Raw genomic sequence first — 5,979 nt, forward strand, 5'->3', positions numbered from 1 at the left:
GACCACGCCGTTTCCTCTTCGCCCGCCGTCCAGGCCCAGCTCGACCGACTCACCGCGCTGTCGTCGGGTGCGGACATCCTCGGCCTCGAGCGCATAACCGCGCTGCTAGCCCGCCTCGGCGACCCGCATCTGAGCCTCCCTCCGGTGTTCCACGTCGCCGGCACCAACGGCAAAGGCTCGACCTGCGCGTTCCTCCGCGCCGCGATCGAGGCCGCCGGGCACAGCGTCCATGTCTATTCCTCCCCGCACCTCGTCCGCTTCAACGAACGCATCCGCCTTGCCGGATCGCTAATCGACGACGACCTGCTCGCAGCCCTGCTGTCGGAAGTCCTCGACCAAGCCGCCGACCTGCAAGCCAGCTTCTTCGAAGTCACCACCGCCGCCGCGTTCCTCGCCTTCGCGCGCACGCCCGCCGCCGCGACGATAGTCGAGGTCGGCTTGGGCGGCAGGCTCGACGCGACCAACGTCATCCCGAACCCGGTCGTCACCGGCATCGCCGCGCTGGGCATCGACCACCAGTCGTTCCTCGGCGACACGTTGCTGGAGATCGCCGGCGAGAAGGCGGGCATCGCCAAGCCCGGCGTACCCCTCGTCACGATGGACTACCCCAAGGCCTTGCGCGCGAAGATCGCCGCCGTCGCCGATGCGGCCGGGGCGTCGGTCATCGCGCGCGGCACGGCGTGGACTAGCGAGACCGCGCGGACGACGATGCGCTACGAGGATGCGGGCTTTTCGGTCGTCACCAACCGCCCTCGCCTCGTCGGCGCGCACCAGTCGCGCAATCTCGCGCTGGCGATCGCGATGTTGCGTCACCAAGGCACGCTGCACATCACCGAAGCGGCGATGCGCGCCGCCGCCGACTGGGCGCATTGGCCGGCGCGGATGCAGCGCCTGTCCGACGGTCCCCTGCTCGCACGCCTGCCGCACGGCAGCGAACTATGGCTCGACGGGGCGCATAATCCCAGTGCCGCGCAACCGGTCGCGCGGGCGCTGCGGACGCTGGCGAAGGGTCGTCCGGTCACGCTGATTCTCGGGATGCTCGCGAACAAGGACGCCGAGGCGGTGATCCGCATCCTGTCGCCGTCGGTCGGGCATGTCGTCGCGATCCCGGTGCCGGGGCACGCGCATCACGCGCCCGAGGCACTCGCGGCGCTCGCGCAAAGCTTCGGGAAGACGGCCGAAACGTCGCCGACCCCCGCCGATGCGCTCGACCTGATCGGTATGCGGAGCGCCCAGCCCAACCTCGTCCTGATTGCCGGTTCGCTCTACCTCGCCGGTGAAGTGCTCGCGGCGAACGACCAGCCGCCGGACTGAGCTCTTATTGCTATTGACTATCAATAACGGACGCGCGACTTTGTGGTCACCACCACGGAGTCGCGTGAATGACCGATACCCGCCCCAGTTCGACGCCCAGTGCGACGCCCGCCTCGGCTAACCTGCTCGCCAGCGCGACGACGTTGCTGCCGCATCCGCTACCGCCTTGTGAAAACGCACGAATCGCCTTGTTCGCGATGCGGCGGATGGGGGCCCACGGGCTTGCCGACGCGCGTGCGGCGCACACGATGTTCACCGCATTCGGGCAGAGTTTCCGCCGCCCGCTGGTGCTGCTTCGCGCACTAATGGCGGACCTAGCCGGCACATCGGCCGGGACGATCGCGATCGCGCCATGCTGCTGCGCGCGGATGACGCCGGCGGAGTCGGCGATGTTATCGATCCTCTCACGCGTCGAGATTGCACCGGAGAGCGCGCGCTACCTGATGGCCGACCTGCTCGGCGTCCGCCGCGTCGACGGCGTCCTCGCCAGCGCCGCGGCCGTGGCGGCCGCGTTTGCCGACGAGGGAAGACCGGTCGTCATGTAGGCGCGGCTAGACGGGGTCCCCTGCCCGCGCGTCGCCCTCTCCCTCGACGCCCGCGCTGCCGATCGAACGATCGATCATGCCCGACCGGCTCATCCACCAGAAGAGCACGACGCCGGGAAGCGCGAGGGCGGTCGTCAGCAGGTAGAAGTCGACATAGCCGAGCGCCTCGATCAGGGCGCCGGCGGTGGTCCCGGTGACGATCCGCCCGACGATGCTCGCCGCTGCGGAGATCAGCGCGAATTGTGCCGCGGTGAAGCGAAGGTCGCAGAGCGCGGAGAAATACGCGATCACGACGACGCCGCCAAACCCGCTCGCGGCATTCTCGAAGCCGATCGCCGCCGCCATGCCCAGGTTCGAATGCCCCGCCGCCGCCAGTGCCGCGAACGACAGGTTCGAGACGCCCATCAGGACGAGCGACAACAGCACCGACCGCTTCATCCCCATCCGCGCATACAGGATGCCGCCGATGAAGATGCCGACCAGATACGCGATGAAGCCGATCCCGACATCGTAGAACGCGATCTCGTCACCGGTGAAGCCGAGGTCGTCGAACAGCAACCGCAGCGTCAGATTGGCGAGCGTATCGCCGACCTTGAAGATCAGGATGAACGCCAGGACGACGAACGCGCCCTCGCGCGAGAAGAACTGCACGAACGGGCCCCAGATCACCCGCAACCCTTCGGCAAGCCCGCGGCGTTCGATCGGCGGACGGCGGCGCTCGGGCTCGCCCAGCGCCAAACCCGCCAATACCGCGGGCAACGCGAACACCACGCATGCCAGATAGGCTGCGTTCCAGCCGGCCCGTTCGGCCACGACCAGCGCCAACGCGCCCGACCCCGCCGAGCCGATCCGCCAGCCATATTGGCTCATACCCGATCCGACGCCCAATTGACGCGGCTCGAGCGTCTCGATCCGGAATGCGTCGATCACCACGTCGAAGGTCGCGCCTGCCGCACCGACCAGGATCGCCGCGGTTGCGGTCGAGGCGATGCTGGCCGCCGGGTCGATCAGAGCGAGGTTGACCACCGCGGCCACGACCAAAGCGGCGGTGACGATCAGCCACGAGACACGCTGGCCCAGCCGCCCGATGATCGGAAGCCGGACGCCATCGACCACCCACGCCCACAGGAATTTCAGATTATAGACGAGGAACGCGAGGCTGAACGCGGTGACCGTCTTCTTGTCGATGCCGCTCGCCGCCAGACGCGTGGTCAGCGTCGCCCCGATCATCGCGTAGGGAAAGCCCGACGAGATGCCGAGCGCGAGCGCAGCCAGCGGCGCCTTTTCGACATACGGCCGAAACCCGTCGCTCCAGCGTTTGCCTTCGGTTCCGTCCATCGCACTTACGCTCCCACTCGCTTGCGTGGACCCTAACGGTAAATCGCGACCGCGCTACCCGTCAGGCGATGGAAGGCGGCGAGCGTCAGGCCTTTGCTTCGAACAGCGTGAACCCCGATGGCACGCGCTTGGGCTTTTTGCCGCCGATCATCGCCTCGATCGCCTCGATCGCAGCAATCAGATCGCGCGGTACGTAGGGCTTGGCCATGCACCCCGCCGCGAGCGAGGTCGCCTCGACCGGGCAGCTTCCGGTCACGAACATCACAGGCACGCCGCCAGCTTGCGCGGCGCGAGCGACGTCGATGCCCGATCCGTCGGCGAGGTTCACGTCGACCAGGACCAGATCGACCACGGTGTCGCTTTCCAGGATCAGCAGCGCCTCGGCGACCCGATCGATCGTCGCGACGATAGTGAAATCCGCCTCGGCCAGGAAATATTCGGTATCGAACGCCACCAGCGGCTCGTCCTCGACCACGAGGAGCCGGACAATCTGCCGCTTCTTCTTCCCGAACAACATTGCAGAAAGGCCCCCGGACGCGCGCGAAAGGTCGTTACGCTTGCGGGTGTTAACGCACCGCAGCACGAACGGACGCAAATATTTTCGCGCTGGCGGCCGATCCATAGTATCAGCCGCGCCATGACGACTTCAAAAGACGATAACCCGACTGCCAGCCCGTCGCCCGACGCGCCTGCAACTCCTGCAACACCGGTAAAGGGCGACCGCATCGCCAAGCTTCTCGCCCGCGCCGGAATCGCCTCGCGCCGCGATATCGAGCGGATGATCGCCGAAGGGCGCGTCGCGCTCAACGGCTCGACGCTCGATACGCCGGCGACGATCCTGCGCAATCTCAACGGCGTCACGGTCGACGGTGATCCGGTCGAGGCACCGAGCGCCGCGCGGCTGTTCCTGTATCACAAGCCGACCGGGCTGCTCGTCACCGAGCGCGACCCCGCGGGACGCACGACGATCTACGATCGCCTGCCGCAGGACCTGCCACGGCTGGTGCCGGTCGGTCGGCTCGATCTCAACACCGAGGGGCTGTTGCTGATGACCACCGATGGTGGCCTCAAGCGCCAGCTTGAGCTGCCGGCGACCGGCGTCGAGCGTGCCTATCGCGCGCGCGCCTATGGCAACATCACGCAGCCGCAGCTCGAGGAACTGATCGAGGGGATTGAGATCGAGGGCGTACGCTATGGCTCGATCAACGCGAATATCGAGCGTCGCACCGGCGCCAATGTGTGGATCGAGATGATCCTGACCGAGGGCAAGAACCGCGAAGTCCGCCGCGTGCTCGAGCATCTCGGGTTGCAGGTCTCGCGGCTGATTCGGACGCGTTACGGGCCGTTCGTGCTCGGCGATCTGCCGCCGGGGCAGATCGGCGAGGTCCTCCAGCACGACGTCGTCGCGTTCCAGAAAGAGCTCGCCAAGGGTCGGCCGGAGGGTCCGGGTGCGCGCGCGAATATCGGGATCAGCGCGAGTGCCGGCGCGGGTGCCGGCATCGGGGCGCGGTCGAGCCAACGGGGCAGCAATGCACCGCGACCTGCCGCAACGCGCCCGGCGCCGGGTGCGCGACCCGCCGCCGCTGGAGGTGCAAGAACGCCAGTCCGGAGCCCGTACACGGCGCCCGCAAGCTCGGGGTTCTCGAGCGGCACCGTGCCGACCGATCGTCCGTCGCGGCCTGCGCGCCCCGAGCGGATCCGTCCGACGGCGGCGATGCAGCGCGGCGACGTCAACGATCCCTGGGCGCGGCCGGATGCGCGCAATGCCGCTCGGCCGACGGGGGCGCATCACGCTCGGCCGACGAGTGGCGAAATGTCCAAGCCATACGTGCGGCAGGAGCGGGCGGATCGCGGCGAGGAGCTGAGCACCAGTCCGAAGATCAAGCATTTCCGCGCTGCCAAGCCGCCGCGCGAGCGGGCTGCCCCGTCGCGGGTCGGTGCCGGGGGCACGGTGACGCCACGCCGCGCCGATACGCCGCAGCGTCAAGAGCCGCAGCGCGGTTTCCGTCCGCAGGCGGATGACTCGCGGGGCCGCAATTCTCTCGACAAACGTGCCGCGCGCAGTGCGTCCGGACGTCCGGGTGCCGAACCACGGCCGGTGCGCGATGCGCCGGCACGGCCCGAGCGGGGGACTCGTCCTACGGCGCCCGGCAAGGGTCCGTCGGGAGGGCGCGGTCATCCGCCCCGTGCACCACGTGGAGGGAAGCGCTGATGCGGATCATCGCAGGGCAGTATCGCGGCCGCCAGATCGCCGCACCCAAGGGTGACACCACCCGCCCGACCGCCGACCGGATGCGCGAGACGTTGTTCTCGATGCTGACGAGCCGCGTCGGCAGTTTCGAGGGTCTGGCGGTCGCCGATTTGTTCGCCGGCTCGGGCGCGCTCGGGATCGAGGCGCTGTCGCGTGGGGCGGCGACGTGCATGTTCGTCGAATCGGACAAGCTGGCGGTCGATGCGCTGAAGGCCAATCTCGCCAAGCTGGAGATCCGCGGGGACGTCCGCGCCACCTCGGTGATGGCGCTCGGACCCGCGCCCGCGCCGCTCGACGTGATCCTGATGGACCCGCCCTACGCCACCGGTGCAGGACTGGTCGCGCTCGACAAGCTGTCGCGGCTGGGTTGGGTCGGCCCGGCGACGTGGATCAGCCTGGAGACGGCGAAGGCGGAGGTCGTCGAACTGGCGGGCTTCGAGGTCGACGCCACGCGCGTGCACGGCAAGGCAAGACTAACCCTGCTCCGACCCGCCTAGTATGTTCTCCCGCGAAGGCGGGAGCCCAGACTGG

At 68.6% G+C, this 5,979-nt stretch carries 5 protein-coding genes and 1 pseudogene; 4 read left to right on the forward strand and 2 right to left on the reverse strand.

From position 1 onward, the window contains the following. Window positions 1–1,314 (forward strand): bifunctional folylpolyglutamate synthase/dihydrofolate synthase (locus tag H8S47_RS18380; RefSeq protein WP_187505219.1); only part of this gene is annotated, 1,314 nt, incomplete at its 5' end. Window positions 1,315–1,382: 68 nt separating this feature from the next. Next, window positions 1,383–1,859: a DUF6628 family protein gene (locus tag H8S47_RS18385; RefSeq protein WP_235983051.1), complete on the forward strand. Its 477-nt coding sequence runs from the start codon at window positions 1,383–1,385 to the stop codon at window positions 1,857–1,859. Window positions 1,860–1,865: 6 nt separating this feature from the next. Here the strand turns inward: H8S47_RS18385 and H8S47_RS18390 are convergent, their stop codons facing one another. Together H8S47_RS18390 and H8S47_RS18395 are read right to left on the reverse strand one after the other, a co-directional pair. Then, a complete protein-coding gene (locus tag H8S47_RS18390) occupies window positions 1,866–3,197 on the reverse strand; it encodes an MFS transporter (RefSeq protein WP_187505220.1) in 1,332 nt (443 codons plus the stop codon). An 85-nt stretch (window positions 3,198–3,282) separates the two neighbouring features. Further along, entirely contained in the window at window positions 3,283–3,714 is a 432-nt protein-coding gene (locus H8S47_RS18395) for a response regulator (RefSeq protein ID WP_187505221.1), read from the reverse strand. A 99-nt stretch (window positions 3,715–3,813) separates the two neighbouring features. Between H8S47_RS18395 and H8S47_RS18945 the strand changes: the two are divergent. Continuing rightward, window positions 3,814–4,620: pseudogene (locus H8S47_RS18945) on the forward strand (pseudouridine synthase); the annotation flags it as partial. Between the two features lie 788 nt (window positions 4,621–5,408). Beyond that, window positions 5,409–5,945, forward strand: a complete 537-nt coding sequence (gene rsmD / locus H8S47_RS18405) for a 16S rRNA (guanine(966)-N(2))-methyltransferase RsmD (protein WP_187505223.1) — start codon at window positions 5,409–5,411, stop codon at window positions 5,943–5,945. The last annotated feature ends 34 nt before the right edge of the window (window positions 5,946–5,979 follow it).

Origin of the sequence: Sphingomonas albertensis, from assembly GCF_014358075.1 — a bacterium.
GTDB lineage: Bacteria > Pseudomonadota > Alphaproteobacteria > Sphingomonadales > Sphingomonadaceae > Sphingomonas > Sphingomonas albertensis.